Source organism: Peribacillus folii (assembly GCF_030271255.1).
Lineage (GTDB): Bacteria > Bacillota > Bacilli > Bacillales > DSM-1321 > Peribacillus.
In genome coordinates this window covers 169,886-196,473 of the sequence record NZ_JASJOM010000002.1, presented here as the reverse complement: position 1 = coordinate 196,473, position 26,588 = coordinate 169,886, and the positions used below count along the sequence as shown (strand labels likewise).

29 protein-coding genes are annotated in these 26,588 nt (G+C 43.1%); 27 read left to right on the top strand and 2 right to left on the bottom strand.

Annotated elements, in window-relative coordinates; all coding sequences use genetic code 11:
- The first annotated feature begins 18 nt into the window (after positions 1-18).
- From ilvA to QNI08_RS03540, 8 genes are all read left to right on the top strand, one after another.
- A complete protein-coding gene (gene ilvA, locus QNI08_RS03575) occupies positions 19-1,287 on the top strand; it encodes a threonine ammonia-lyase IlvA (protein ID WP_285766060.1) in 1,269 nt (422 codons plus the stop codon).
- A gap of 167 nt (positions 1,288-1,454) precedes the next feature.
- Entirely contained in the window at positions 1,455-1,646 is a 192-nt protein-coding gene (tatA, locus tag QNI08_RS03570) for a twin-arginine translocase TatA/TatE family subunit (protein ID WP_285766059.1), read from the top strand.
- A gap of 80 nt (positions 1,647-1,726) precedes the next feature.
- Entirely contained in the window at positions 1,727-2,473 is a 747-nt protein-coding gene (tatC, locus tag QNI08_RS03565; RefSeq protein WP_285766058.1) for a twin-arginine translocase subunit TatC, read from the top strand.
- 28 nt (positions 2,474-2,501) lie between these two features.
- Positions 2,502-2,873, top strand: a complete 372-nt coding sequence (locus QNI08_RS03560) for a DUF2535 family protein (protein ID WP_352231192.1) — start codon at positions 2,502-2,504, stop codon at positions 2,871-2,873.
- A gap of 220 nt (positions 2,874-3,093) precedes the next feature.
- The gene (locus QNI08_RS03555; RefSeq protein ID WP_285766057.1) at positions 3,094-3,936 is read left to right on the top strand and encodes a DegV family protein; all 843 of its coding nucleotides are present in this window, start codon (positions 3,094-3,096) and stop codon (positions 3,934-3,936) included.
- A gap of 135 nt (positions 3,937-4,071) precedes the next feature.
- Positions 4,072-4,662: an SCO family protein gene (locus tag QNI08_RS03550; protein WP_285766056.1), complete on the top strand. Its 591-nt coding sequence runs from the start codon at positions 4,072-4,074 to the stop codon at positions 4,660-4,662.
- A gap of 252 nt (positions 4,663-4,914) precedes the next feature.
- Entirely contained in the window at positions 4,915-5,757 is an 843-nt protein-coding gene (locus tag QNI08_RS03545) for an SGNH/GDSL hydrolase family protein (protein WP_285766055.1), read from the top strand.
- Positions 5,754-6,338 carry a YpmS family protein gene (locus QNI08_RS03540; protein WP_285766054.1) on the top strand — a complete coding sequence of 195 codons (585 nt, stop codon included), beginning with the start codon at positions 5,754-5,756 and terminating at the stop codon, positions 6,336-6,338. Before QNI08_RS03545 ends, QNI08_RS03540 begins: the two co-directional genes overlap by 4 nt.
- Before the next feature lie 53 nt (positions 6,339-6,391).
- On the opposite strand, the gene QNI08_RS03535 is transcribed toward QNI08_RS03540, so the two are convergent.
- Positions 6,392-7,135: a DUF4397 domain-containing protein gene (locus tag QNI08_RS03535; protein ID WP_285766053.1), complete on the bottom strand. Its 744-nt coding sequence runs from the start codon at positions 7,133-7,135 to the stop codon at positions 6,392-6,394.
- A 216-nt stretch (positions 7,136-7,351) separates the two neighbouring features.
- On the opposite strand from QNI08_RS03535, the gene msrA reads away from it, so the two are divergent.
- Positions 7,352-7,843, top strand: coding sequence for a peptide-methionine (S)-S-oxide reductase MsrA (msrA, locus tag QNI08_RS03530; RefSeq protein ID WP_483313742.1), 492 nt, complete (start codon positions 7,352-7,354; stop codon positions 7,841-7,843).
- Entirely contained in the window at positions 7,833-8,261 is a 429-nt protein-coding gene (msrB, locus tag QNI08_RS03525) for a peptide-methionine (R)-S-oxide reductase MsrB (protein ID WP_285766051.1), read from the top strand. The genes msrA and msrB overlap by 11 nt, the downstream gene beginning before the upstream one ends.
- A gap of 68 nt (positions 8,262-8,329) precedes the next feature.
- On the opposite strand, the gene QNI08_RS03520 is transcribed toward msrB, so the two are convergent.
- Positions 8,330-9,418, bottom strand: a complete 1,089-nt coding sequence (locus tag QNI08_RS03520; protein WP_285766050.1) for an SGNH/GDSL hydrolase family protein — start codon at positions 9,416-9,418, stop codon at positions 8,330-8,332.
- 293 nt (positions 9,419-9,711) lie between these two features.
- On the opposite strand from QNI08_RS03520, the gene QNI08_RS03515 reads away from it, so the two are divergent.
- The 17 genes from QNI08_RS03515 (at position 9,712) to QNI08_RS03435 (ending at position 26,512) form a co-directional block, all read left to right on the top strand.
- Positions 9,712-9,843 carry a YjcZ family sporulation protein gene (locus QNI08_RS03515; protein ID WP_285766049.1) on the top strand — a complete coding sequence of 44 codons (132 nt, stop codon included), beginning with the start codon at positions 9,712-9,714 and terminating at the stop codon, positions 9,841-9,843.
- A 166-nt stretch (positions 9,844-10,009) separates the two neighbouring features.
- Positions 10,010-10,984 carry a S66 family peptidase gene (locus QNI08_RS03510; protein WP_285766048.1) on the top strand — a complete coding sequence of 325 codons (975 nt, stop codon included), beginning with the start codon at positions 10,010-10,012 and terminating at the stop codon, positions 10,982-10,984.
- A gap of 204 nt (positions 10,985-11,188) precedes the next feature.
- Positions 11,189-11,518, top strand: coding sequence for a hypothetical protein (locus QNI08_RS03505; RefSeq protein ID WP_285766047.1), 330 nt, complete (start codon positions 11,189-11,191; stop codon positions 11,516-11,518).
- 177 nt (positions 11,519-11,695) lie between these two features.
- Positions 11,696-13,042: an aspartate aminotransferase family protein gene (locus tag QNI08_RS03500; RefSeq protein WP_285766046.1), complete on the top strand. Its 1,347-nt coding sequence runs from the start codon at positions 11,696-11,698 to the stop codon at positions 13,040-13,042.
- 41 nt (positions 13,043-13,083) lie between these two features.
- Positions 13,084-13,755: a CoA transferase subunit A gene (locus tag QNI08_RS03495; protein ID WP_285766325.1), complete on the top strand. Its 672-nt coding sequence runs from the start codon at positions 13,084-13,086 to the stop codon at positions 13,753-13,755.
- Positions 13,740-14,405, top strand: coding sequence for a 3-oxoacid CoA-transferase subunit B (locus QNI08_RS03490; protein WP_285766045.1), 666 nt, complete (start codon positions 13,740-13,742; stop codon positions 14,403-14,405). The genes QNI08_RS03495 and QNI08_RS03490 overlap by 16 nt, the downstream gene beginning before the upstream one ends.
- A 9-nt stretch (positions 14,406-14,414) precedes the next feature.
- Positions 14,415-15,686: a peptidase gene (locus tag QNI08_RS03485; RefSeq protein ID WP_285766044.1), complete on the top strand. Its 1,272-nt coding sequence runs from the start codon at positions 14,415-14,417 to the stop codon at positions 15,684-15,686.
- A gap of 78 nt (positions 15,687-15,764) precedes the next feature.
- Positions 15,765-16,613, top strand: a complete 849-nt coding sequence (ablB, locus tag QNI08_RS03480; RefSeq protein WP_285766043.1) for a putative beta-lysine N-acetyltransferase — start codon at positions 15,765-15,767, stop codon at positions 16,611-16,613.
- 80 nt (positions 16,614-16,693) lie between these two features.
- Complete coding sequence (locus QNI08_RS03475; RefSeq protein WP_285766042.1) at positions 16,694-18,073, top strand: sigma-54 interaction domain-containing protein; 1,380 nt, start codon at positions 16,694-16,696, stop codon at positions 18,071-18,073.
- Positions 18,074-18,194: 121 nt separating this feature from the next.
- The gene (gene kamA, locus QNI08_RS03470; protein WP_285766041.1) at positions 18,195-19,598 is read left to right on the top strand and encodes a lysine 2,3-aminomutase; all 1,404 of its coding nucleotides are present in this window, start codon (positions 18,195-18,197) and stop codon (positions 19,596-19,598) included.
- Between the two features lies 1 nt (position 19,599).
- Positions 19,600-19,878, top strand: coding sequence for a YokU family protein (locus QNI08_RS03465; RefSeq protein WP_285766040.1), 279 nt, complete (start codon positions 19,600-19,602; stop codon positions 19,876-19,878).
- A gap of 436 nt (positions 19,879-20,314) precedes the next feature.
- Positions 20,315-20,557, top strand: a complete 243-nt coding sequence (locus QNI08_RS03460) for a YozE family protein (protein WP_285766039.1) — start codon at positions 20,315-20,317, stop codon at positions 20,555-20,557.
- Between the two features lie 14 nt (positions 20,558-20,571).
- The gene (locus QNI08_RS03455; RefSeq protein ID WP_285766038.1) at positions 20,572-22,338 is read left to right on the top strand and encodes an ATP-binding protein; all 1,767 of its coding nucleotides are present in this window, start codon (positions 20,572-20,574) and stop codon (positions 22,336-22,338) included.
- Positions 22,339-22,779: 441 nt separating this feature from the next.
- Complete coding sequence (locus tag QNI08_RS03450; protein ID WP_285766037.1) at positions 22,780-23,487, top strand: hypothetical protein; 708 nt, start codon at positions 22,780-22,782, stop codon at positions 23,485-23,487.
- Between the two features lie 166 nt (positions 23,488-23,653).
- A complete protein-coding gene (locus tag QNI08_RS03445) occupies positions 23,654-23,824 on the top strand; it encodes a YozD family protein (protein WP_064505166.1) in 171 nt (56 codons plus the stop codon).
- Between the two features lie 239 nt (positions 23,825-24,063).
- Positions 24,064-24,768, top strand: a complete 705-nt coding sequence (deoD, locus tag QNI08_RS03440; RefSeq protein WP_285766036.1) for a purine-nucleoside phosphorylase — start codon at positions 24,064-24,066, stop codon at positions 24,766-24,768.
- A gap of 256 nt (positions 24,769-25,024) precedes the next feature.
- The gene (locus tag QNI08_RS03435) at positions 25,025-26,512 is read left to right on the top strand and encodes a lmo1851 family serine protease (protein WP_483313735.1); all 1,488 of its coding nucleotides are present in this window, start codon (positions 25,025-25,027) and stop codon (positions 26,510-26,512) included.
- The last annotated feature ends 76 nt before the right edge of the window (positions 26,513-26,588 follow it).

Below are 26,588 nucleotides of genomic sequence, written 5' to 3'. Positions count from 1 at the left end.
AGGAAATGAGGGATTGTTATGAATCAGACTGCATCAATGAACAGGGGGATCCAATTGGAGGATATTCTAATTGCCTACAGAGAACTGAAAGACATCGTTCTACATACTCCTCTACAAAAAAATCAGAGATTATCTGATAAATATGAATGTAATGTTTATTTAAAACGCGAGGACCTGCAACATGTGCGCTCCTTTAAATTAAGAGGGGCATTCCACAAAATGAAGAGCTTGAGCTACGAAGAGACGAAGAGCGGGGTCATATGTGCCAGTGCAGGCAACCATGCACAAGGGGTTGCTTTTTCCTGCAGCCAATTAGGGATCCATGGGAAAATTTTCATGCCAGCTACCACGCCAAGGCAAAAGGTCGATCAAGTGGAGCTTTTCGGCAAGGATAACGTCGAAATCATCCTCGCAGGTGATACTTTCGATGATGCATTCGCAATGGCGATGGAATGCTGTGAAAAAGAAGGGCGCACTTTCATCCATCCGTTTGATGACGATAAAGTAATTGCCGGACAAGGGACGACGGCGGTTGAAATCCTCAATGACTGTGAAGATGAAATTGATTATGTCTTTGCGGCAATTGGCGGCGGCGGACTGATGGCCGGGGTATCAAGTTATTTCAAATCGGTTTCACCAAATACGAAATGCATTGGTGTGGAGCCGCTTGATGCAGCGTCGATGGACAATTCGTTCAAGGAAGGAAAGGTAACCGAACTGGAGAGCATAGATACCTTCGTGGATGGCGCTGCTGTCAAATGTGTGGGGCAAAAAACCTATCGATTATGCAAAGAGAACCTGGAAGACATCGTGGTCGTGCCTGCCGGGCAAATCTGTACGACCATACTTGATTTATATAACCAGCATGCGATCGTCGCGGAGCCGGCAGGTGCCATTTCCGTAGCGGCCTTGGATTCCTACAAAGAACAAATTAAAGGCAAAACGGTCGTCTGCATGGTCAGCGGGGGGAACAACGATATTGGGCGGATGCAGGAAATCAAGGAGAAATCTTTGTTGTATGAAGGGCTTTTGTATTACTTCATCGTGAATTTTCCGCAACGAGCCGGGGCTTTAAGGGAATTCCTTGACGAGGTGCTGGGGCCAAATGATGATATCAGCCGCTTTGAATACACCAAGAAAAACAATAAAGAAAGCGGGCCGGCCTTGGTCGGGATCGAATTGAAGGGTAAGAACGATTATGAAGGGCTTATCCAAAGAATGAATAAAAAAGGTTTTTCCTTCGTTGAGGTCAATAAGGACAGTAATTTATTTCATCTGTTGATTTAATCGGCGACAACATGATAAATTAGGATAGAATAATACTTCCGGTCATGAGGATTATCCTGTCGATAAATGTTACCATTATATGACGGATTGTCGGTTTACTTTCAATTGGTTGGAAATGGTATTATAATCAAGGTATGTTTAATTATAACACCAAGGGGGTTGTATCCATGTCGAACATTGGAGTACCTGGTCTAATTCTCATCCTCGTATTGGCATTAATAATATTCGGTCCGAAGAAACTTCCAGAGATCGGCCGTGCCTTTGGACAAACGCTTCGGGAATTCAAAAAATCCACGAGTGAATTAACTAAAGGCGAATATGAAGAAGATAAGAAATTACAACAAAAAAATCATGAATGATTGATTGGTGGGCGTAAGATGGATTCGTCTTGCGCCTTTATGCTGGAACAAAGACACTGATTTCAAAGGCGTGATCAATATTGGAAGATAAAGAACTAAATATCATCGATCACCTCGATGAACTAAGGAAACGGCTCATCATAACGGCTGTGGCATTTCTCATCTTTTTCATCGCCAGCTTTATTTATGTTGAAGAGATTTATCATTGGTTCGTGAAGGATCTTGATTTTGACCTGATGGTGCTTGGCCCAAGTGATATCATTTGGATCTACTTCATGCTTTCAGGTGTAGTGGCCATTGCGGCAACGATTCCGATAATTGCCCTGCAAATTTGGTTATTCGTAAAGCCTGCCTTGATGCCGAATGAAGTGAGGGCGACACTTTCCTATATACCGGCACTTTTCCTTCTATTCATTGCAGGCCTGGCGTTCGGTTATTTCGTCATTTTTCCGACGATCCTCCAATTCTTGATTGAATTGGGAGATGGGATGTTCATAACGAGTTTCACGGCGGATAAGTACTTTTCCTTCGTCTTCAATATGACCATTCCGTTTGCTGTTTTGTTCGAACTTCCCGTCGTTACGATGTTTTTGACTTCGATTGGCATCATCAATCCGTATGTTCTGCAAAAGCTAAGGAAGTATGCGTACTTTGTCCTCGTGGTCATCGCCGTATCGATCACTCCGCCTGACTTTATGTCAGATTTCTTGGTGATGGTTCCTTTACTGTTATTGTACGAAATCAGCATATCGTTATCAAAGGTCGTCTATAAACGCAAAGTGAAACGTGAAAGTTTGCGAGATGGCAACATTGGGGAAGGAATATGAAAAAGGCCCATGAAGGCTTCTGTCTTTCATGGGCCTTTTTTATGTGTGGAAAACAAAAATATTTGTCCGATTTTTTACACATTTGAATATTTATACTTTTGGATTTATTGTGTATAATGTAAACAATCGGTTAAAAATGAGGATTGATATTTTGATGTTCAAATGCTTGGAATTCAAAGATTGTTTTGGACATAAGGTTACCATTTCAGAAATACCTGTTTTACTGCCAAGTGATCCGAATTTTTTTATGTTGACCATGCGTTTGGAGGTATTTGTAAAGAAGGTTTTTGCCAATAAAGATCATAAAGACAGTTACTCATTTAAGCAATATTTAGCATCCGTGCTCAAATGGCCGGTATATAACACAATTTTTCCTGCGAATTTACTTAATAATGCTTGATGCGGACTGTTCCATCGCTCACTAATCCGACAATAGAGATGCCACGAATTCCATGACATAACGAATGAAGCGGCATTTGTTTAAGGGTAGAGTGTGGAATGGTCTTTTTTTGTGTCATCTTTTCGAGGGGCTTCAAAATGACAAGAAGGACCTTAGGTTTAAATGCCTACCTTGGGTAGGTATAATACAATAGATATGTTAATTTAGGGATGTGTATTGATTGAACAAAGTAAAGATAGTTACAGACTCCACGGTGGATATGACATCGGAAGAACTGGAATATTACGACATCACGATGGTTCCTCTCTCGATCTTCATTGATGGGGAAACCTTTTTGGATAAGGTCGAAATCGACCAAGAGGAATTCCTGAAAAGGATGAACCGCTCTAAAGAACTTCCTAAAAGCTCACAACCTGCGGTAGGAACTTTTTTGGAGGTCTATAATGAACTGGGCAATGATGGCACGGAGATCCTTTCCATCCATATGACAGGCGGTATGAGCGGGACTGTACGGTCTGCGGAAAGTGCCGCAAGCATGTCCGAAGCGAAGGTGACCGTATTTGATTCGAAATTCATTTCCAAGTCTATGTCATTTCAGGTGATCGAAGCCGCAAAGATGGCCAAAGAAGGAAAATCCGTGGCGCAAATAATCGAAAGGCTGGAACTCATCAAGAAGCAGTCAAGCCTGATCATTGTCATAGAAACCCTTGATAACCTCGTTAAGGGAGGCAGGATCGGGAAGGTTTCAGCGTTTATCGGTTCGTTGCTTCATATCAAACCGATAGCGCTATTGGAGGATGGTGTATTGCATCCAGTCTCCAAAGCCAGAAGCCAATCACAGGTCGTCAAGTTCATCATGAAGAGATTCAAAGAAGATACGGAAGGCAAAAAAATCAGGGGTATTGGTTTTGTGCATGCTAATGGTTTTGAATTGGCAGATAAAGTCCGCCAAGCCATCAGTGAACTATCGGGCTTTCAGGATATAAAGATAGAAGAAACAACGGCCGTTGTCAGTACCCATACAGGCGAGGGAGCCATGGCCATTATGTATTATTGGGATTGAGCTGGCTCGGACGGGCAGGGCTCTGCCTTTCCATATAGATTTCGCCCCATAGAAAGAGTTACTGTCCTCGATGCAAAGGTTCTGTTAGAATGAATGAAGTATCAGAATATTTTATACATAAAGGACGGGGTGGAAATGAGAAAGCTGCATGTGCTGATGGCAGCTATGGCGGCATCGATCTTATTGCTTTTGGCGGCCTGCGGATCGAATGGTGTACCAGATGCGAAAAATTGGGACCTTGAAGATTTTAGTTATATCGATCAGGAGGGCAAACCTTTTTCCAAAAACGATCTGAAGGGAAGGGTCTGGGTAGCGGATTTTATTTTTACAAGCTGTGAGACGGTCTGTTTACCAATGACTTCCAATATGTCAAAGCTGCAAAAGCAATTGAAGGATGAAGGGATTAAAGACGTGGAATTCGTCTCCTTTTCTGTTGATCCCGAGATAGACAAGCCGGATGTATTGAAGAAGTATGGTGATCAATTTAACGTCGATTATAAAAATTGGCACTTTTTGACTGGGTATGGTCAGGAAGAAATCGAGACATTTGCCCTGGATAATTTTAAGACGTTCGTCAAAAAGCCAGAACAAGATGATCAGGTGATTCATGGAACCAGTTTTTTCCTCATGGATCAAGAAGGCAAGATCATCAGGGATTATACAGGTCTGCAGGACATTCCATTTGAGGATATAATCAAGCATATAAAAATATTGCAGAACTATTGAACAGGATTAAATGTCCTGTTCTTTTTTTACGTTTAATATTGGGGAACCTCAAACGGTCGTTGGGTTTTTCCAGAAACCGAAGAATGTTTTTACTTGCTCAGTACATGCTAAATTTTATAGGACTAGCTTTAATTCGCGGCTTTTTTCATATCATATGGTAGGAAAGGCTCTAGCTTGAATTATAGCGAGGGATATTGTTTGCAATCATTCGTTTTCTACATGATATAATACATGGGTAGGAAGGTGAGGGCCATGAGATACAGAATCACCTGTCTTTTCATATGCATAGTTTGGATTTCTGGCTGCGGTCAAACTGAAATTGCTTCAAACCAACCAGCTGTTCAGCAAAAAAGCATCGTCAAGCTGAGTGAAAAGGAAACGATTCCCGCCAGCTTTTTTCCGGATCCTGTGAAAATCGTGTCCATTGGCGATTCCTTGACTCAAGGTGTCGGTGATAGCAAAGATAATGGCGGGTATCTGCCGTATTTACAAAACAAGCTGGAAAAAGAACCATCGATCACTTCTGTAGAGATGATCAATCATGGTATACGCGGAAATCGTACCGACCAACTTTTGAAAAGACTGGATAAGGCAAGAATAAAGGAAGACATTGAACAAGCTGATTCAATCGTTGTCACAATCGGTGGCAATGATATCATGAAAGTCTTTAAAAAAAATTTCTCGAATTTGGAACTGAATCAGTTTAAGTCTGCACAAACAGGGTATGAAAAAAGATTGAGGCAGATACTTGATAAGGTTCGCTCAGAAAATGATCATGCCCAAATTTACCTTGTAGGCGTGTATAATCCATTTTCCAAGTGGTTCGGGGATTTCTATGAACTTGATCTGATCATGAATGCTTGGAATGAAAGTGGTAAAGAAATTATCGAAGATTATGATTCGGCTTATTTTATTGATATAGCAGACATTTTCAAGAATTCCGATGAGGATTTGCTTTATGCTGAGGATTATTTTCATCCAAATGACCGTGGTTATGAATTGATAGCGACAAGAATTTATAATGACATGGATATTACCACTATTGGAAAGGACACGTTGGAAGCAAGTGCCAAAGGAGATGATGACCAAGAATGACAAAGGTCAAATGGAAGACTTTGTTTTTTTCCCTCTTAGCTATAAACATCCTGGTCATCCTGTTCGTTCTGATTTTAGTTAATTTACCCGCTAAAGAAAAAGAACTCACACCAAAGGTTAGCCACGAGGAAGATATCTCATTTCAAATTCACACAAATCGGGAAGATTTGACAAGATTAATCAATCAGTATCTCGATAAGGAAGGGCTGACAGGTTCCATGCATTACGAAGTATTTTTGACGGATGAGGTCGAGCTGTATGGAACGATGCCGTTTTTCAATCGTGAAGTGGAAATGAAATTAACATTCGAACCGATTGCCCAAAAGAATGGCGACTTGGTCTTGAGGCAAAAATCAATTGCCGTCGGTCGAATGAATCTTCCTGTATCATATGTAATGAGTTTAATAAACGAGCGCTATAAAATGCCTGAATGGGTCAGCATCATGCCGAATGATGAAAGTATCTATGTGTCGTTACAGGATATGGAATTGAAAAGCGACGTCAGGGTCAAGGCAAAGAATTTCGATCTTAAAAAAGATGACATTTCGTTTTTATTGACCATTCCGTCATCGTTCCAGTAATCGTGTGAAAACCAAAAAAAAGCCAGGAGCTTCATATCCTGGTTTTTTTTCGTTCATGGAGACAACTTTATGGTCTCTAAGTGCTTTGTTTCGTTGTTCAAGCCAAGTATATAAAGGGTTGAAGCTGTATTTTCCTTGAATTCAACATTAAGCGATGAGGAAACGACTTGTTTTGTACCGGCTTCCCTTGCAACCAAATCAATGAGCATTGGATGGATCGTGAGATAGTCACTTGCCTGTTGGAAAGCAACTCTTTCAAATACGATATCGCCATCTTTGACGGCAATATCGACCGATGGCATGGACACTGACATATGAATGAAGCGGAACTTGGCTTCATGTCGAGGAACGAAGGGAAGATCAATGAAAGGTGAGAGTGTAAAGGACTCCTTGGTAAAAGCGACGGCCAGTGTATAAGAGGTTCCGCCTTCGAATGACATCTTCCGGCTGAGCAGGGGCGAACGGGCTTCTTCGCTCAAATAGATGTCCAACTGATATGTTCCAGCAGGCAAGGAGATGTAATCACTGCTATCTTTACATGATAATTTATTGAAAAAGCATGTACCATCCACATGAATATCAATTGGGGAGCAAGCTGAAGCTGCATGTAAAATGCGCACTTGGGCAGGGAGATTGACTTTCATTTGTTCCTGATTTAATAGCTGTGCTGCTTTTTCAAGGTTATACAAGTGTTTATGGGAATAATATTCATGTAGCTCTGGATTGCTGTATTGATAATAAGACGAGAGTAAATCATATGTTTCCGCTTTTTGTAAAAAGGATTGTGTTTCGTTCAATCCCAATCACCTCGCATTTTTCCATCATGATTCCAGCTTATGGGGAAATGCCTGTGTGTGTGCCTGAGCATGAAGGTAAAGAACGAGATAGCATATCATTTTACAGGGCAAAGTAAAAGAGATAAAATGCATTCAATGAACGTTTATAAAAAAGGAGGAATTCTTTTGACGAATCAGTTTGAAAAAGCAACATTTGCAGGCGGGTGCTTCTGGTGCATGGTGAAACCGTTCGATGAGCAGCCTGGTATTGAATCCGTTATTTCCGGCTATACCGGGGGAACTACGGAAAACCCTACATACAGGGAAGTCTGCTCTGAAACGACGGGGCATTTTGAAGCTGTTCAGATCACCTTCGATCCAAAAGTCTATCCATATGAAAAACTTATCGAGCTGTTTTGGCAGCAAATCGATCCCACCGATGAAGGCGGCCAATTTTTTGACAGGGGAAGCTCCTATCAAACGGCGATTTTTTATCATGATGAGAAGCAACGTGAAATTGCTGAAGCATCTAAAGCCGAGCTTTCGGCAAGCGGCAAATTTTCGAAACCGATCGTAACGCCGATCATACCAGCCGCTACATTTTATCCAGCGGAGACCTATCACCAGCATTATTATAAAAAGCAGCCTGAGCATTATGAAAGATACTCGACTGGTTCGGGACGAAAAGCCTTTATACAAAAACACTGGGGGGATACAAATGAAAAATAAAGAAGAATTGAAACGAAAGCTTTCACCAATCCAATATGAAGTCACCCAAAACAATGGAACGGAACCAGCCTTTCATAATGAATATTGGAATTTGAAGGAAACAGGGTTATATGTCGACATCGTTTCAGGTGACCCTCTTTTCACCTCAAAAGAAAAATTCGATTCAGGCTGCGGATGGCCTTCCTTCACCAAGCCTCTTAAAGAAGGGGAAGTCGTGGAAAACCTTGATACGAGTTACGGGATGAGAAGAATCGAGGTGCGTTCAAAAAAGGCCGATTCCCATCTTGGTCATGTTTTCAATGATGGCCCGGGACCATCCGGTCTGCGTTATTGCATCAATTCTGCAGCATTAAAGTTCATACCGCTGGAAGACCTTGAAAAAGAAGGGTACGGAGAATACAAAAAGCTGTTCAATTGAAGGAAAACGATGAAGATAAAACGAAACGAAACCCCAATCAATGTAATCGGGGCTTCGTTTTTTTCATGTTAATCGGTGATGATCGATGCGATCCGGACAGAGGGAAGGGTGCCATGGTCGAGTGCTTTTATTTTGCCTGCTACTTCAAAACGAACGGTATGTGTCCCAGGAGGTAGACCGTTTGTGATATAAATATACCTTTCCCGGGCGAATGGCCACCATGTATTCAGGGTCGTGACTTCGTTGCCATCGATCCAGACGTTAACCTCTCCGCCATCAGGACTTCTAAGCAGCTTTACACCAAGAATGCTTCCATTGAAATGAAAATCTATGACACTGCCTTTTTTACTGCTTGTATAGTAGCCGCCCCTTGGACGGAAGCCCTTCAAGGTTTCATAGTGTTCAATCTCCGTTAAATGCAATTCGGCATTGTCGTGTAGCTTAGAGGGAAGCGAGGCTACAGCCTTTTCCCGTTTAGCGTTATCTTGGAAGCGATCATAAATGGTCTCGGCATAAAATTTATAGCCCAGGCCATTTGGGTGAACCAGATCTTTGGTCAGCTGTTTTTCCGTATAACCAGAATCCTTGAAAACCGGGCGCATATCGACATTGGTTGCACCGTAATGGATGGATAAACGGCGAATCGTGACAGCAAATTCATCTTGCTTCAAGGAACTTTCCGTTATCGTAAACAATTCTGCATGCGGGTGGAGGTGTTTTGCCTTTCGGATCAATGCTTCATAGGTCATGGCAAAATCATCGATACTCATATATTTACGATCATTTTCACCAAATACGATGAAAATCAAATCCTTATGTTCCTTTACCCTTCTTTGGGAAAGTTTGAATAGACCCTCAAAAGCAGTGGAGCCGCTTTGGACCACATAATCTCCGTGCATGCGGGAGCCATCATTTTCGTTCATTTTATGTTCTAGCTGCTTGAACCATGTCAGGCTTGGGTTTTCAGCTCCGGAACCCCTGCCGATACTGTCACCGATAACGAGGTACTGAATGGGCTGTCCGGATTGGAATTTTTGATAGACATTTATTGAATCATCTGATCCATATGTTTTAGGAACTTTTTGAAGGATATAGCTGATTAGAAGAATCGTGGCGATTGCAGCGAAAGGGATGAAGGATTTTGTGTTCTTTTTCAATTGTGTTCCCCCGTTTAACCTTTTATGTATCCATCATGGGATATTTTTTTAGGTTTACGTATTGTTTTTTTCTTATTATATCCCAAATTCAAAGGAACACAATAATATAACAAACGTTTTTTGACATTTTTCTTTGTTATTTAATAGGGCATTTTCTTTGAAAGTTGAAGGGATGGATCATTAAGTTTTTTCCTAAATCAAGAAAAATGGGCAAATACACAGACCAAGGCGGGCGTATTGACATATGGTAAGGTGTAAAGAGAAATCAGAATTCTAAAAGGAGTGAAATTTTTATGTACGGATATGGTGGATATGGCGGAGGATACGGCTACGGTGGCGGTTGTGGCGGATTTGGATCAGGCTTCGCATTGATCGTTGTACTGTTCATTCTGTTGATTATCATCGGTGCTTCATTCTGCTGCTAATGTGAATAACTAAGGACCAGTTGAACAAACTGGTCTTTCTTCATGTTGAAAACAGGGAAACGCTATCTTTCATTGCGGTGCAAGCGACTTAAGTGTCTTGATTGTTCTTTATTCTCCATTTCTGCTAAAATAACGACTATGTTATGTAATGAAGGGGGAAATAAATATGAAACCTTCCCGTCTACAGGCAGGGGATGAAATACGCATCATTGCACCTTCCAGAAGCTTAGCGATTGTCAAGGGGGAGCAACGGAGGTTAGCGGAAGAAAGATTGACGGAGCTTGGCTTTAAGGTGTCATATGGAAAAACGGCATTGTTCCATGATGATTTTTTTTCGAATTCGATTGATGATCGAATCGAGGATTTACATGATGCATTCAGTGATCGGAATGTAAAAGGGATCTTTACAGCCATCGGGGGCTATAATGCCAATCAATTACTGCGATATATTGACTACGATTTGATTGAAAGGAACCCTAAAGTGTTGATGGGCTATAGTGATATAACCTCCATTTTATTGGCCATCCATAAAAAAACAGGCTTAACTACATACACCGGTCCCCATTTTTCCACATTTGGAATGAAGGCCGGGCTTGAATATACGATGGAGCATTTCAAAAAGGCCGTAATCGAACATGAAGGCTTCCATTTAGCACCAAGTGAAACCTGGAGTGATGATTCTTGGCATTTGGAACAGGATGACCGCACCTTCCACCCGAATGAAGGCTATATGGTCATCCAGGAAGGGGAGGCAGCCGGGACGATCATTGGCGGGAATCTTTGTACACTCAACCTATTGCAGGGGACAGAATTCATGCCTTCCCTTGAGAATCGTATCCTGTTCATAGAAGATGATGAAGAAAGTCATCCATTCAGCTTTGACAGGGATTTACAATCATTGCTGCATCAGCCGGATGCAGGAGGGATCAAAGGCATCGTCATCGGCCGTTTCCAAAAGGAATCCGGCATGACCGATTATGCGTTGCAGGAAATCATTTCAACCAAACAAGAGCTAAAGGACATACCTGTCATCGCCAATGCTAATTTTGGCCATGTTCATCCTTTCGTGACGGTGCCGAACGGTTCGAAGGCAGTCTTAAGTGTGAAGAATGGAAAAGCCATGATCGATATCCAATCATGAATTCAAAGTAACGCACCGTTCATGGGTGGACGGTGTTTAAATCCGTTCCGAAAGGCAGGATGGTTTTTTTAGGGGACCAGCACCTAATCCGCACTGGAAATTTACCTGTTTTATAAGCATTATTAGGGAAAATGAGTCTAATTGTTCAAATTCTATATTTTTCTGATATAATACTAAGAGATTTAAAATAGAAAAGGTGATTATGTGTTATTAACAATTCCCGCATCCATTCGTTTAGAAGGTGTTTTGGCCGAGTATAATAAAAAGGGCCGAGTGAGCCATACTTGCTTCGTTTGTAACGAAGACACTTCCAATGGGGATGCAAGCAACTTGAACTACTATAAGCTAGGAACCAAAAAGGTTTGTCTTTCTTGCATGAAAGATGTTTTGCGTCATCCGTCATTAAAAGAGTATGAATATGTACATACTGCAGTTATCGATAAAACTGCTTTTTATAAAAATGTGCTGGCTGTTTTAAAGGATGAAAGTTTTTTAGAATCAATTCGTGAACAAAAACTAATACCTGCATTGTAAGAAAAAAGTGTATCTCTTGTGGATACACTTTTTTTGTTGCTTTTTTGGACAATCCTACGAAACTAAGAAGTTGAACGCTTTAAGTGTTTAGGGCAATTTCCTTAGCAAGATTGCCTTCGGCAGGACATACACTTTATTATACTGCATGTGTTTTTTAGAGAAGGAGAGTGTGGGCTTATGCAGCAGTCTTCATTAATTAAGCCGGTCCTAGGGGGAGCCTATCCGACCATCAGTCATGGTCAAGGCGTTTATTTATATGACAAAGAAGGAAAGGATTACCTGGATGCCTCCTCCGGTGCTGTTACCGCCAATATTGGCCATGGTGTTCAGGAAGTCATGGAGGCGATGGTCAAACAGGCCAAACAGGTTTCATTTGTTTATCGGTCACAGTTTACTAGCGAGGCTGCAGAGGAGCTTGCCAAGAAAATTACTGAATTGACAAAGGGAGACCTGACGTATAGCTTTTTTGTGAACAGTGGCTCCGAAGCTACTGAAACTGCCTTGAAAATTGCCATTCAGCATTGGCAGGAAAAAGGAAAACCCCGAAAGCAAAAGATCATATCGCGATGGATGAGCTACCATGGTATCACGATGGGCGCGCTTTCGATGTCAGGTCATCCGGTTCGCCGTGAACGATTCACTTCCCTGCTAGAATCATATCCTTCCGTGTCTCCGCCATATTGCTACAGGTGCCCGCTTCAACTTGATGCACACTCGTGCGGAATGGCCTGTGCTTCGGAATTGGAGGCATCGATACGCAGAATCGGCAGCGACAATATAGCCGCCTTCATAGCGGAACCTGTCATCGGTGCTGCGGGAGGGGCTATCGTACCGCCTGATGGATACTTTCGTAAACTTAAGGAAATCTGCGAGGAGAATGACATATTATTTATAGCAGATGAGGTCATGACCGGCTTTGGCCGGACCGGAAAGATGCTTGCCTGTGAACATTGGGATGTTAAGCCTGATATTGTAACTTTCGGTAAAGGGATGAGCGGCGGTTACACCCCGATAGCGGCAGCAGTCATGACCAAGGAAGTGATGGAGCCAATATTGGGGGGATCAAGGTCCATCATGGGCGGTCACACGCTTAGTGCGAATCCTTTATCGTGTGCCGTTTCATTAGCCGTATTGAACTATGTCGAGGAGCATGAACTTGTCGAGAAATCAGCCGATCGAGGCAAAGACCTGAGCAGGGGCCTGAAGCAGCTGGCGCGGAAATATTCCTTTATCGGTGATATTCGTGGCAGAGGATTATTGATTGGACTTGAATTCGTGCAGGAAAAGGTTGCGAAGACCCCATTTCCCAATCCTGTAAATGTAACCAATGCAATCATTGAATTAGGCATGAAAAATGGGATCCTCCTCTATCCTGCAGCAGCAGGACTTGACGGTGTAACCGGTTCAGCGATTATCATATCCCCTCCGCTGACCATAACTGAAGAGGAATGCGCAGAATTGTTAATGAGGATAGATATAACTTTTCAGCAATTCAATGAGACCTTGTGCAAGTTGCCATCCTAACAAGGAAGTGAGACGCCGTGTCAGCGAACACATTCGGGAAAATTTGCCGTTTTGAAGATGTTGCCCATCTGTTTAAAGATCATCAGTCGATACTCTATGGTGGCTTCGGTGGGGTTGGGACGCCTCCGGGCTTGATCAATTTGATTTTGGAAACAGGTATTAAGCATCTGACCTTGATAGGTAATGATACAGGCTTCCCCGATATAGGAATCGGCAAACTGGTCACAGGACGCCGCGCCAAAAAAATCATTGCTTCCCATATCGGCTCCAACCCCAACGCTGGTTCATTGATGAATAAAGGCGAACTGAAGGTGGAATTCTGCCCGCAAGGAACGCTTGCCGAGCGGATCAGGGCTGGAGGGATGGGCCTTGGCGGAATACTGACGGATATCGGCATCGATGCCGATATCGTCCGGGAAGGCAAACAGACCGTCAAGCTCGGTGATGAACTTTATCTGGTTGAACCGGCATTGACAGGAGATATTGCCATCGTTTATGCAGAAATGGCAGATTCCTATGGGAATTTGATATTTGACAAAACAGCCCGAAATACGAATCCGATCGTTGCCATGGCCGGAAAAATCACGATTGTCGAAGCCAAGCATATCGTTCCGGTGGGATCAATGGATCCCGAAGACATCATTGTACCGGGAGCTTTTGTCAATCATATCATTCCATCGAAAGGAGTCGATTGGAAGTGGGCTTGGGAATAAAAGAAAGAAATAAAATAGCGAAGCGGGCAGCAGCTGAAATAAGCAATGGAATGCTGGTCAACTTGGGGATCGGCATTCCGTCGCTTATCCCGAATCATCTCATTCATGCTCATGATGTGATGTTTCATGCAGAAAACGGACTTGTGGGAATGGGCAGTGCCCCTGACAAGGGAAAGGAAGATGCTCATCTTTGCAATGCAGGCGGACAGCCGATCACCATCAGGGACGGGGCTTCCTACTGCGAGAGCACGATTGCCTTCGGCATGATACGGCGCGGCTTGGTGGATATTACGATTCTTGGAGCCCTCCAAGTCAGTGAAGCGGGAGACCTAGCCAATTGGATCGTCCCCGGCAGCCGGGTGCCGGGAATGGGCGGTGCCATGGAACTGGCGGCAAAGGCTAAAAAGGTCATTGTCCTGATGGAGCATACGGATAATACGGGAATGTCTAAAATAGTCGAAACATGTACGTTACCGTTAACGGCACAAAAATGCGTACATATGATCATCACGCAGCTTGGCGTTTTTTCTGTAACGAGAGCGGGCCTCCTATTGACCGATATATTCGCAGCCTCAAGCATAAGTGAAATCAGGAATAAGACCGCAGGGTCCTTTACTGTGTCTGATAACATCCATATTTTACAAGAGTGAGAGAGGAGAATGGATATGTACGAGAACGAAATAAGAACGTGGCTGAATGATTCGCGGACAAGGGCGATACAATTACTGCAAAAGCTGGTCCAGGAACCGAGCAAGAGAGGGCAGGAAGGGAGTGCACAAGCCATAGTCGTCGAGAAGTGCAGGCAGCTTGGACTTGAAATAGATTTGTGGGAAATCGGGGATGAGCAGTTGCGGAATCATCCTCATTTTTATTGTGATCGCAAGGATTTTAAAGGAAATCCAAATCTTGTCGCGATAAAAAGAGGAACAGGTAACGGAAAGTCTCTTATTTTAAACGGTCATATTGATGTAGTCCCAGAAGGCGATCATACGGCTTGGCAAGACGAACCGTTTAGTGGCAGGCTGCTGGAGGGAAAGGTGTTCGGAAGGGGAACGACCGATATGAAAGGCGGCAATGTTTCCTTATTGATGGCAATCGAAGCAATCGTGGAATCGGGCATTCAATTGAAGGGGGATGTAATTTTTCAGAGTGTGATTGAAGAGGAAAGCGGCGGTGCCGGGACATTGGCAGCAGTCGTGCGCGGATACAATGCGGATGGGGCAATCATTCCGGAGCCCACCAATATGAAGCTGTTTCCGCTGCAGCAGGGATCGATGTGGTTTCGGCTGATCGTAACTGGGAAGTCTGCCCATGGCGGTACAAGATATGAGGGAGTAAGCGCCATTGATAAAGCGGTGGACGTCATGAGGGAAATCAAGCAACTTGAACAAGAACGAAATGAGACACTCCATCATCCGCTTTATGAAAACGTCCCCATCCCGATTCCAATTAACATAGGAAGCATGAAAAGCGGCAATTGGCCTTCTTCCGTGCCCGATACCGCCGTTCTTGAAGGGCGATTGGGGATTGCTCCTACAGAGACCATGGAGGATGCGCAAAGGTCGCTGATACAGCGGATAAAGGCCATCAATGAAGGTGATGAATGGTTCAAGGAAAAGCCGATTGCAGTGGAATGGTTTGGCGCCAGGTGGCTGCCTGGAAGTCTCGAAACGGAGCATCCGCTGATGAGAACGATCGGAACTTATTATGAAAAGGTGAAGGGGGAAAAGCCGATCGTTGAAGCGTCTCCATGGGCGACGGATGGGGGCTATCTATCAACGGTGGGATCGACTCCAGTCGTCGTTTTTGGGCCGGGAGAAACGAAGCTGGCTCATGATTCCAATGAATATATAGAAGTGGATAAAATGATGGAGGCTGCGGAAATCATTGCCTTGACCATTATCGATTGGTGTGGGGCCGAGCAGAAATAATCATTTTTCGAGGGTCTGATTCCTATAAGAGTCAGGCCTTTTGGTACAATGGAATTGGGTGTGAAAGGAGCGGGAGGAATGGAAACGGGGATCTTTGAAAAAAAAATTCAAAAACAGCGCTGCACCATACAGTTGACGCTTGATCATTTTAATAAGCGGGTCAGGGTGGAGGATTATCTCGGTCATTTTCAAGAATGCATCGCGGAGGCTTTAAAGGCAGCCAAAGACATGGCAGCAGAGAAAATCATATTCAAGGCACGCAAAGAAAACCTTCAGGAATTAATTTCTAATGGTTTTTTATACGAAGGCAGCATCGATAAGTTCTTTTTGGGAAGCGACTGCTTCTTCCTGGTTAAATATATGAGCAATGAACGGCGTAACAGTGACGAATGGCAAAAGGAAGATAAAATCCTCTCAGATATTTTGAAGCAGCCGATTAAGGCAGGGCTGGATGAACCGCCTTCCGCATATCAAGTCCGCAAAGCGGAACTGTCAGATGCCGGCCAGCTTGCACAGTTGTATGGCAAGGTTTTCGAAGTGTATCCCACACCGATGAATGACCAGGCATATGTGAGAAAATGCATGGAAAAAGGAACGGTTTTTTATATTTATCTCCATGAAGGCAAGCTTGTAAGTGCCGCTTCCGCTGAAATCGATGCTTTTTACCATAATGCAGAAATCACGGATTGTGCGACATTGCCGGAACATCGGCAGTATGGGTTGATGAAGCATTTGATTGCCCATATCGAAGAGCACCTAATTTCCCATGAAATTTATTGCATCTATTCGATTGCCAGGTCGCTCTCATTTGGGATGAATGCGGCGCTGCATCAGCATGGCTATGCATATCGGGGGCGCTTGGCCAATAATTGCTACATCTTCGACAAACTTGAAGACATGAACCTGTGGGTGAAAAATTATACGTGATTGCTCAATTTTAGGCGGGGCTTGGCAAGTTTTCGGCATTTCCACATATACATGTAGCAAGCATGTACATGAGGAGGGATATGTTGCCGGATGAATCATATAATACACGTGAAGTATTGGAAGCTATCTTAAATACCATAGATGAAGGAATTCATGTGATCGATCCAAAAGGTCATACCATCTTTTATAATGGTGTTGCAGCCAATCATGATGGAATGAAAAGAAGTGAAGTGCTGGGAAAACCATTGCTGGAAGCCTTTCCCTCATTGAATCATAAATCATCCACCTTACTGCGGGTCATCAAATCCGAAAAACCTATCTACAATTATAACCAATCATATATAAATGCACATGGACGGATCATTGAAACGCAAAATACGACACTCCCGTTAAATGTTGACGGGGTCACCGTAGGAGCCATTGAAATCGCCAAGGACTATTCAAGTATAAAGCGATTATCAGAAAGGGTAGCGGACCTGGAAGGCTCTTTCAAGACCAGTAAGCATCCTGAAAAGATAACGGAGTCTGGCCATTTGCATTCTTTTTCGGAGATCTTAACATGCGATGACCAGTTCAAAAGCTTGATATCGAAAGGGAAGAAGGCTGCCCGCTCCTCGTCTGCGGTTTTGGTTTATGGGGAGAGTGGCGTGGGAAAAGAGCTTTTTATCCAAAGCATCCACCGGGAATCCGCACGGAGAAACGAGCCCTTCATTGCCCAAAATTGCGCAGCATTACCCGGGGAACTGTTGGAATCACTCCTATTCGGTACAGCGAAAGGGAGTTACACGGGTGCTTTGGAGCGAAAAGGATTATTTGAATTGGCCCATGGCGGAACTTTGTTTTTGGATGAACTGCAGTCGATGCCGATTGACCTGCAGGCAAAGCTATTGCGCGTGCTGGAAGATGGAACCATCAGGAGAATCGGGGCCGCCGGAAGCGTGCAGGTGGATGTCAGGATCATGGCAGCGATGAATGTTGATCCTAAACGGGCCGTTACGGAAAATAAACTTAGACCAGATTTATTTTACCGGCTGAATGTATTAAGTTATGAGCTGCCTCCGTTAAGGGAGCGAGTAAAGGATATCGAGCTTCTTACGGCGCATTTCATTTCCATTCACAACAGCAAATTAGGAATGGGTATTAAAGGTGTCGATGAGGAGATCGCTGTTTTTTTCAGGCAGTACCAATGGCCAGGCAATGTAAGGGAGCTGAAACATACGATTGAATTCATGATGAACCATACAGATGGGGAAAGCTTGATTTATGAAGATCTACCTCAATTGATGAGACGAACAGTTTTACATGAAGAAATCCTGCCGCTCCGGGAAGCAATGATTCAGATGGAAACAAAATTGATTACCGCTGCTCTCCATCAAACGAATGGGAATGTTTTTCAGGCATCAAAGCTATTGCAGATTCCGCGGCAGACGCTGCAATATAAAATCAGGAAACATATTTGAAGGCGAAAAACCGGATGCAATCGCTGCAATCCGGTTTTTTTATGGGGAATGGAAAATTTCTGGGTCATTTTGGCACCTCGCTTGCATTTAATACTACTATCATAACTCAGGAGGTATGACCATGTTATTTAACTTATATAAGCCAGAACGTGACTGGAAAGATATTGAGCTATGGAAAGATGTAACTGAAGAACAATGGAACAACTGGCTGTGGCAGCTCACCAATACGATTCGTACCGTTGATGATTTAAAGAAAGTGGTCGATCTCACTCCGGATGAAGAGGAAGGAGTAAGGATTTCCACAAAAACCATTCCGCTGAACATTACGCCATATTATGCCTCATTAATGAATAAAGAAGATCCGCGGTGTCCAATCAGAATGCAATCGGTCCCGATTTCGGAGGAGATGCATAAAACCAAATACGATATGGAAGATCCCCTACATGAAGACGAAGACTCCCCTGTGCCCGGTTTGACCCACCGATATCCTGATCGAGTTCTTTTCCTGGTGACGAATCAGTGCTCCATGTACTGTCGGTATTGTACGCGGAGACGCTTTTCCGGTCAAATCGGCATGGGCGTGCCAAAAAAACAATTAGATGCGGCAATCGGCTATATACGCGACACACCAGCGGTGCGCGATGTTCTCATATCAGGCGGGGACGGGTTGCTGATCAATGATACAATCCTTGAATATATCCTCAAAAACTTAAGAGATATCCCTCATGTTGAAATAATCAGGATCGGTACCCGCGCACCTGTCGTCTTTCCGCAAAGAATCACGGAGAATTTATGTGCCATTTTAAAAAAATATCATCCGATTTGGCTGAACACCCATTTCAACACTTCAATAGAAATTACCGAAGAGTCAAAAAAAGCGTGTGAGATGCTTGCCGATGCAGGTGTCCCCGTGGGCAATCAGGCCGTCATTCTGGCAGGGATAAATGACAGTGTCGCAATCATGAAGAAGCTGATGCATGATCTTGTCAAGATTCGTGTCCGTCCTTACTATATTTATCAATGCGATCTTTCGGAAGGGATCGGGCACTTCAGGGCACCGATTTCAAAAGGAATTGAAATCATTGAAGGGCTGAGGGGCCATACATCCGGCTATGCGGTGCCTGCATTCGTCGTCGATGCGCCAGGAGGTGGCGGGAAAATCACGCTTCAACCGAATTATATTCTTTCGCAATCTCCAACGAAAACGGTCCTGCGCAATTTTGAAGGTGTGATAACCACCTATCCAGAACCCGAAAAGTATACTCCTGGTTTGGCGGATGATTATTTCAAAAGGGTTTATCCGGATATGGAAGAAAAACGGTCTGACATTGGCGTATCCGGCTTAATGACCGACAAGCAATTCAATCTAGTGCCTGAAGGACTGAAACGGATGAATCGACGGGAGAAATATGTGACAAATCCAGAGCACGCTTCATTGAAAAACCAGCGGGAAAAACGGGATTTGTTAAAGGAAAAGAAATTCCAGGCCCAGCAAAATAAGAGCACACCAAAAGGGGATGAATAGCATGGAGATATGTCCGTGGTGCGAGGAAGGAAGGCTGAAGGCGATTAAAGCCACCGTATACTGGGAATTACCGGATGGCACGAGAGCGATAGAAATTACCGAAACGCCTTCCTCCCATTGTGAGCTTTGCGATGCTCTTTTTCAAAGTGATGAAATCGTCAAGGAAATTGAGGATCAACTATTCCTGATCGATTCGAAGCAGCTAGAAAAACAGACGAAGTTCAGTGAACTAATGGGCATGAAAAGGCTGCTGAAACGCAACTATTTCGACTTCTCGTAAAGATGTTGTTTCTAAAACGAAACCATTAAGGGGAATTGTGGAGCGGAAGGGCGAGAACTCTCATAAGCAAACATTGGAGGGGTAATCCATCACGCCGCATTACTTCTGGTGAATAACAACTAAGCTGTAAAAACAGCCTTTCATAAAGAGGCTGAATAAGCACATTGGCAATTCCCCTCATTAGGACAAAAGGAGTGTCCATCGTCCATTCCTTCCCCAATGAGGGGTTTTCCCTTTCAAAAGAGCTGGCAACTTCCAAAAGCGGTCAGGCTCTCCCACCGTTGGCTCAAGAAGGGACTGATGGGAGCCCGGACCATCGGTGAAACCGTTTAATATCATGAACGAAAATCACAAGGTACTCCAAAAGAGTGGACGGAAAGGGAAGATTCCGATATATTTAATCAGAAATCAACGTTTATTAGGGGGGCTCGACACGATGAGACCATTTTATCTATATTTAATGAAGTTCCGGCAGCCGAAGGAAATGGATGCCATCACTACATTTGCCAATCATGCTTATGAGGATCACGGCTTTCCGAAGCATTCGACAGATTATAATGAAGTGAGCAGTTATTTGGAATTGAATGGAGACTACCTCGAAAGCATGGCCGTATTTGATCAGGCGTGGGAAAAATATGTCCAAATTGAAGAAGGACTCCTGCTGGGAAATCAGGAGTAGGGAGGAACAGAAGGATGCTTAAAAGCCTTCAAACCCGCATTTTGCTTTATTCCTTACTTATTGCAAGCGTGCCTGTCCTGATCTTGGGGGCCATTTCCTATGAATCACAACGGTCATTATTGGAAAAAGAAGCGAATAATGCCTTGAACGCAGGCTCACTGAATATTGTAAATGAAACTTATAATTATTTGAAAGAACGCATTACTGATGTGAAGCTGATGAGCACAAATTCGGTCATCATTGATCCTCATTCTCCAAGAGAAGATAAGTCGCTTGAACTTAAGAAGTTCATTGAAGCAAAAGGGAAATATAATGGAGTGTTATATCTCGACTTGGAAGGAAATGTAACGGTGGATACCTCCAATAATCTGATTGGAGATAACCTTTCCAAAAGAATTTGGTTTAAAGAGGCTCTGGAAGGGCATGAATTCCTTTCCGACGTTTATAAAACCCGCGCATACGAGGATCCGATCATTACCTTGAGCGCCCCGGTGCATGATCTTTCGGGGAATTTGATCGGTGTTGTGTCGCCCGCTTTCCGCTTGGAAGAGCTTTGGAGTATGATGGAAAAAAAGGCTAATGAAGTAAGCGATAAATACCCGGTCGATTTTTTCATGATGAACCAAGACGGCATCATGATTTCCAAGAAAGACCCGCATGGTGTGCTTCACGATTCGGCTTTGGATGAGATGGGGATAACGAAAAAGGAATTAATGAAAGCTTCGTTATCGAATGAACTGTACAGTGCAGAGAATGGTGAGAAAATCTATTCCATTCAGCCTGTTCGTGCGGGGGCACAGACGGAAAATCGATGGTTTGCAGTGGTTGGGGCAGACAAGAAACAGGTGTTTCAGCCTTTGAATGACCTCTTGACACGCTATCTAACGATTTATAGCCTCGTATTTGTGTTCATCATCCTTGCCGTTTATCTTCTGACAAGATCGATCGTCAGGCCCGTCCATGATCTCGTAGAAGCAACGGAGGCTTTCATTGATGGAAAGGATTTCATTGCTTCCGACCAAAGAAGCTTTGAGGAAATGGAAAAGTTAAACGTTGCTTTTTTGAGGATGATTGAAACTATAGAAGACCGCGAAAAGGAAATCGTCCGGACTGAAAAGTTGAAGTATGTAGGCCAGCTTGCTGCAGGCGTTGCCCATGAAATCAGGAATCCGCTGACGACAATAAAGGGTTTTTTCCAACTATTGAAGAGTCAGGATCATGACAAAACATTAATAGAAAAATATAGTGACGTTATGCTGCTTGAAGTGGACCGGGTCAATGTATTTGTGAGCCAGCTCTTGGATTTGGCCAAACCGCATCAATTGGAATGGGAGAAGCTGGATCTTAAGGATTTCCTGGACGAAATATTGGATACCTATACTCCTTCAATTCCGAGTTATCATGTAGAATTAATTAATCGTGTTGCAGAAACGGTCTTTGTTTACACTGACAGAAACCGGCTTCGGCAAGTTTTCCTGAATGTGCTGAATAATTCCTGCGAGGCCATCAATTCAAGGGGGCGGATCGAAATACAGCAAACCTCCGAGTCCCAATACGTAAAATTAATGGTAAGTGATGATGGAAAAGGAATCAGTCCTGAGAATTTAAAAAAGATCGGCATGCCCTTTTATACGACAAAGCCGGATGGAAATGGCTTAGGGGTTGCGACGTGCATACAGATCATGGAGGAATTGAAAGGGAAATTCATAATTGAAAGCACCTCCTTCAAAGGAACGAGGGTCACCCTCATCATTCCGATTACGAACCGGTTCATTAGGTGAGACGGCAGGTTATTATCAAAAAGGACCCGGAATCATACATTCCGGGTCCTTTATTTCATTCCATTCTAGCCCATACCGTAATAAGGAGCACATCGGAGCGAGGGGGGAATATCAAAGCCTCTCGAAAACAGTGGCGCATCCCATCCTTTCCTTTTGTAGCCATTCTATTAAGCGGTAAAAAAATGAATGGACCGGTTGTTCAAGAGAAGTCCCCGGGAAAGGAAACGTTCCTCAGAAGGGAGTGACTTCACCGGGCCAAATGCAAATCCCGAGAGTCTTAGGGTGCCAAGGCACTGAAATAATCGGTCCTACCCCTTATCAAGAGTGGCAAATTGCACATTTAAATGAGCAAAGCGCCCTCGCTTTTCCATTAACCACCCTGTTTGTTTGTGCATATAATTTACTAATCAACGATAAGGACCATATTGGGGGATGTCTCTTATGGGCAAAAAAAAACAGCCGAAATTTAAATTAGGCGAAACAGTCGTAATAACAATGTATGGGACAGTCGGGAATATAACCGATATAAAATTTCTCGATGGTGCTTATGTGTATGAAGTGAATTATAGTGAAGGTCTTTATATCGAAAAAACATTGCAATCGATAAATGAATATGAAGGAGAAATCCTTTATCAAAAGGAACAAATCGATATTGAATATAAATTTTTATTAGGTGACTTAGTCCAGGTAGATGGATATGAACAAGACTATTTCAAGATCATCGGCTATCGAACGGAAATTTGGCGCTATAAGGAAAATGCGTGGGAAGATGTCATCTATGAATTATCAAGAATATCAGACGGTGAATGGCTTGAAGCGCATGAAGAAGAATTGACTTTAATTGCCGATGCGAAGCGTGCAGACGGGATCATTCAAAAATTAGGGCTGCTCCTTTCTAAAAAGAATAATGAGCTTGCTATCATTGCTAAACAAAACAACCCTGGTAAAGGTGAGCGAGATATGACAATGACAAAAGATGAAAAAAAGGAAATGATTGATGGACTTTTGGATTTATACAATGATTACTGTAAGCTCTATGAGCATTTTGGCGATGATGAATATCGTCATATCATGAAAATCGCCCTTGCTAAAATTGAAAAGGCGGCAGAGGAAATATATCCGGATCACAAAAAGAAGCAAACGAAGTGAGGGGTACCGAGCTTTTATAGCGTACGATCACGATGCCTTAAGTGATAAAAGCTTCATAAAGGATCAAGAAAACAACAGGCTAATCCTATCAGTGGCCCTAATGGTATCCTTAACTGGAATATTTGTCTCTATCCATTCATACACCTTTAAATAAGGGGGCGATGATTTGCGAGAAATTGAGGTTTTTATTGATACAGAAGAGATAGCGGAATTCTTTTTTCAAGAATTGATAAGACGTGGCTATCTTCCGACAGAAGCTGAAGTTGAAGATCTTGCTGACATCACATTCGAATATCTTCTAGAAAAATGCATAATTGATGAAGAAGTCGATGAGTAGACTGTCATGAGACGGTCGGAAGCTTCCTTTCCCTTAATTTCATACACATTCTAAAGACGGCGGGCATCCGCCGTTTTGTTTGCACTGCTTGGGCTGGAACCGAAAACGGTTGATCATGACTGGAAGTCTCTTAACTTTTCAGGCAATTGAATAAGGTTCAATTTTCCTAACTTGTGGTTGATATGGTATAGTAGTTTTTGAATATCATTTCAACCACAAGTTAAGGAGGACATATTTAAATGAGCGTACATATTGGTGCAAAAGAAAATGAAATTGCGGAAACGGTCTTGCTTCCTGGGGACCCATTGCGTGCAAAATACATTGCTGAAACATTTTTAGAGGATGCCAAACTTTACAATGAAGTACGCAACATGTTTGGATATACAGGTACTTATAAAGGAAAGCGCATTTCTGTCCAAGGTACAGGCATGGGTGTTCCGTCGATTTCCATCTATGTAAACGAATTGATGAATAGCTATAATGTTCAGAAGCTGATTCGTGTCGGCACTGCCGGGGCCATCCAAAAAGATGTAAAAGTTAGGGATGTAATCCTTGCGATGAGCGCTTCAACGGATTCGCAAATGAATCGTATGACTTTTGGCGGAGTGGATTTTGCCCCTACGGCAGATTTCGATTTATTAAGAAAGGCGTATGATGCAGGAACGGCAAAAGGGCTGCAATTAAAGGTTGGAAATGTGTTTACGGCCGATCAATTTTATAATGATAATAGCGACTTGGAAAAATGGGCAAAATATCAGATATTAGCGATAGAAATGGAGTCAGCTGCCTTATATACCCTTGCAGCTAAGTTTGGGCGTCAAGCATTATCGGTATTGACGATTTCCGATCACATTTTAACTGGTGAGGAAACGTCGTCTGATGAACGTCAATCGACATTTAATGAAATGGTCGAGGTGGCCCTGGAAGCAGCTATACAAGACTGATGAAGGTCTGGCGGGTGGCCAGGAATGAATGTTACTGAATTTATGCTCGTTTCGGTACGGTTTCATTCATTCCTTGCTATTCGCATTTTTTAATGCAGCGAATATCGGAGATCTGTCTCCAGCGGAGATGTACTGTTTGTACATTAGAGCGATTTAAAAGGAATACATCAAATTAAAATTGTTATTTTTGATAACTATTATTTTTCGATTGGCTTCAAAGCTGATAAAATGGTAAACAAATCGTTTGATATTTGTCATGAAGAATGAAAGTGGTGAGGCATCAGTGGAAGAAGAAAATCAAGAACAGCCCAAAGAGGCAGGGAAATTCATTAAAGTAAAGAAGTTTACGTTCATTATGGGGATTTTCTTACTCATATTTCTAACGGCAGGGATTACAACCATAGCTTTGACGTTTGGAGATGAAAAAGTCGAATCATTGGCTCCGGATAAGCATTCGGAATTCGAAAAGCTGTTTTCTACATACGATACGATAAAGGATAATTATTATAAGGACATTGATGAAGACAAGCTGGTTGATGGTGCCATCAATGGCATGATCAAATCCCTGGACGATCCATACTCTGCTTATATGGATAAGAAGGAAGCTTCGAGTTTTCATGAAAGCATCTCCTCATCCTTTGAGGGGATCGGTGCCGAGATACAAGAGCAAGATGGCCACATAATGGTCGTCTCACCGATAAAAGGGTCCCCGGCAGAAAAAGCGGGGATAAAACCGAATGATATCGTCTTGAGTGTGGATGGCAAGAGCGTAAAGGGGCTTAGCTCTTCTGAAGCTGTCCTGAAAATCAGGGGTGAAAAGGGAACGAAAGTGAATTTGTCTATTTCAAGAGCAGGTGAACCGGATCCGATTGAGTTCACGATCAAACGTGACACGATTCCAATCGAAACCGTTTATGCTGAAATGCTTGACGATGGTGTCGCAAAAATCCAAGTGACCAGTTTTTCCGAACATACGGTAGAAGAGCTGAAATCGTCACTTGAAGAAATGTCGAAGAAAGATATGAAGGGCATGGTTTTGGATCTTCGCGGAAACCCCGGGGGACTCCTTGACCAAGCGATAGATATGGCAAGCCTGTTCGTACCGAATGGGGAAGTGGTCCTTCAGGTTGAGAATCGCAGTGGTAAAAAAGAAGTGTATAAATCGAACAATGATGGTACGTTGAAGAAGGTACCGGTGGTCGTGCTGATAGATGATGGCAGTGCCAGCGCCTCTGAGATAGTCGCAGCAGCTGTGCGTGAATCTGCCGGCATTCCATTGGTCGGCGTTAAATCGTTTGGCAAAGGAACAGTACAGACTGCCGAAGACTTCGATGACGGCTCGAACTTCAAATACACGGCAGCTAAATGGCTGACACCTGACGGAAATTGGATCCATAAAAAAGGAATCAAACCTGATATCAAGGTGAAGCTTCCTGATTATGCCAGTCTGCCGTACATTTCACCGGATAAAGAATTGAAGGCATCGGATTCCTCCAGTGAAGTGAAGGCAGCAGAAAATATGCTGAAGGAAGCAGGTCATGATCCAGGTAAGATAGACGGATATTTTGATGAGAAAACGACGAATGCGGTCAAAGCTTTCCAAAGGGACCAAAAAATCAAAGAAACTGGGATCATTAAAGATGATACTACCGTTAAATTGATGCAGGTTATCCGGGAGAAAATCCTCGAAAACGATACACAATTGAAAAAAGCGGTAGAGGTAGTGAAGAAAGAAATCAAGTAAACGGCAAAAGCTTTTCAGTAAAATGTCCCTAATAGGTCATTTAAAAAAAGGCAACTTGAAAGAGATGCTGTCTGAA